We start from the raw sequence: 1,898 nt of genomic DNA, 5'->3' as shown, positions 1-1,898 counted from the left end.
CGCGGGTTGGCGGCCGCGCTCGCCGCGCTGCAGGCCGTCGGCGCGGCGCTGCCGGCGGAGCGACCGGCGGGAGGTCCGCTGCGGCGGCTCGTCCGGCGCCGGGGGCGGAGGCCGTCGGTCGCGGCATGAGCAGACTGGGGCCCCTTCGCGGCGAGACGAGAGGGACCCCGGCCTGGGTGGAGGCGAGGGGACTCGAACCCCTAACCCCCTGCTTGCAAAGCAGGTGCGCTACCAATTGCGCCACGCCCCCCGGAGCCGTCCGGGTCGTGCTGACCGGTCGCTGCCGGTCGGTCGTGCGGGTGGTCCGATGGTGCCCGTGGTGCTCAGACCGGGTCGGTCGCCTCGGCCCAGAGCTCGGCCTCGTGCTTCCGGTCGGTCCACCGGCGCCATGCCGCGAAGGCGGCCACACCGGTGAAGGCTGCGACGAGGATGCGCCTCACGTGGTCTCCTCCTGCAGGTCCCGGGCCGTGCGCCACCGTCGTCGACAGCAGCCCGGCAAGGTTACACGCCAGGGCCGGGCCGCCCGAGCGCGCGCGAGAGCACCTGGGACCCTGGTCGGGTGACCCGACGCAAGCCGGTCGACATGTCGTTCGAGGACTGGACCGAGCGCCAGATCCGCGAGGCGCAGGAGCGCGGCGCGTTCAGCAACCTGGCCGGCGCGGGCAAGCCGATCCCCGACCTGGACAAGCCCTGGTCGGCTGAACGGTGGGCCGCCGACCTCGCCCGGCGCGAGGGCGTCGACCTGTCCCTGGCGCTGCCCGTGCCGCTGCGGCTCCGGCGGGACCGGGAGCGCCTGCTCGCCGGGCTGGGGACGCTGACCAGCGAGGCCCAGGTGCGCGAGGTCGTCGCCGAGTTCAACGACAGCGTCCGGGAGGCCTTCCGCCGCCCGACCACCGGCGGCCCGCCCATGACGGTCGGTCTCATGGACGTCGAGGTGGTGCTCGACCGCTGGCGCGCCGCCCGGCCGGCCCCGGAGCCCCCGCCGGTCCCGGACCTCGCACCGCCCACCGCCGCCCGCCCCTGGTGGCGCCGCTGGCCCGGCCCCCGGAGCTGACCCGGCCGGATCGCCGGGCCGGGGCTGCGAGGGGTCACCGGTGACCGGGACACGCCGGTGCGACGGTCACCGGTGACCGCTCGCGCCTGGCGCCGGCCGACGAGAGCGGCCGGACGACGGGGACACGCCGTCCGGGGCCGTCGTTCGGCGGATCTCACCAGCCGGGGCGAGGGCCAGCGTCCAGGGACGACGACGCCCCCCGGCCGGTGACCGGGGGGCGGCATCAGGAGCAGGGTGGGCCTAGGTGGACTTGAACCACCGACCTCTTCGTTATCAGCGAAGCGCTCTGACCAACTGAGCTATAGGCCCGGGGCGCGTTGACGCGCAGGAGCGAGGGTACCCGACCGTCCGGCCCCCGCCGAAACCGGCGAGGACGGGACGGGCCCGGGCCTCACTCGTCGGTGAGGGTGACGTGCAGCCCGCCGACGAGCCCGGAGGAGATGTTGTAGACGAAGGCGAACAGCGTCGCCAGCGCGGTGATGATGAGGACGTTGACGACGGAGACGACCACCGACAGCGACAGCATCCGCTCGAAGCCGACGTAGCTGTAGATGTCGAAGGCGTTCTCGTCGCCCTGCACCTGGCCCACGAGGTCGTTGACGTCGGTGAAGACGCCCATGCCGTTGACGACGTTCCAGACGACCGCCGTGACGACGACGCCGACGATGCCCAGGGCCACCGCGAGCAGGAACGACAGCTTGAAGACCGACCACGGGTCGAGCCGGGCCAGGCTGAGCCGGGCCTTGCGGGGACCGCGGCGCACACCGGGACGACCGCCGCGCGCGGCGACGGCTGCGCCGGGCTGACCGGGGCGGGGCTGGCCGGGGCGCACCTGGCCGGCGGG

General features: G+C 74.9%; 3 protein-coding genes and 2 tRNA genes. 1 reads left to right on the top strand and 4 read right to left on the bottom strand.

Features of this window, described 5'->3' with window-relative positions:
• Nucleotides 1–177 precede the first annotated feature (177 nt).
• Both WCS02_RS20005 and WCS02_RS20000 read right to left on the bottom strand, forming a co-directional pair.
• Nucleotides 178–250: transfer RNA gene (locus WCS02_RS20005), tRNA-Ala, on the bottom strand.
• A gap of 73 nt (nt 251–323) precedes the next feature.
• Complete coding sequence (locus tag WCS02_RS20000) at nt 324–440, bottom strand: DLW-39 family protein (RefSeq protein ID WP_340296049.1); 117 nt, start codon at nt 438–440, stop codon at nt 324–326.
• Nucleotides 441–559: 119 nt separating this feature from the next.
• Between WCS02_RS20000 and WCS02_RS19995 the strand changes: the two genes are divergently transcribed.
• Nucleotides 560–1,054 (top strand): DnaJ family domain-containing protein, encoded by a 495-nt coding sequence (locus tag WCS02_RS19995; RefSeq protein WP_340296047.1) that lies wholly within the window; start codon nt 560–562, stop codon nt 1,052–1,054.
• Nucleotides 1,055–1,289: 235 nt separating this feature from the next.
• On the opposite strand, the gene WCS02_RS19990 is transcribed toward WCS02_RS19995, so the two are convergent.
• Nucleotides 1,290–1,363, bottom strand: a tRNA-Ile gene (locus tag WCS02_RS19990).
• Between the two features lie 82 nt (nt 1,364–1,445).
• A partial coding sequence (locus WCS02_RS19985) for a DUF3566 domain-containing protein (protein WP_340296045.1) occupies nt 1,446–1,898 on the bottom strand: 453 nt, incomplete at its 5' end.

The organism is Aquipuribacter hungaricus, assembly GCF_037860755.1.
GTDB classification, from domain to species: Bacteria; Actinomycetota; Actinomycetes; order Actinomycetales; family JBBAYJ01; genus Aquipuribacter; species Aquipuribacter hungaricus.
Note: the sequence above shows the minus strand (reverse complement) of the source record. Positions and strands in the feature narration are given on the sequence as shown.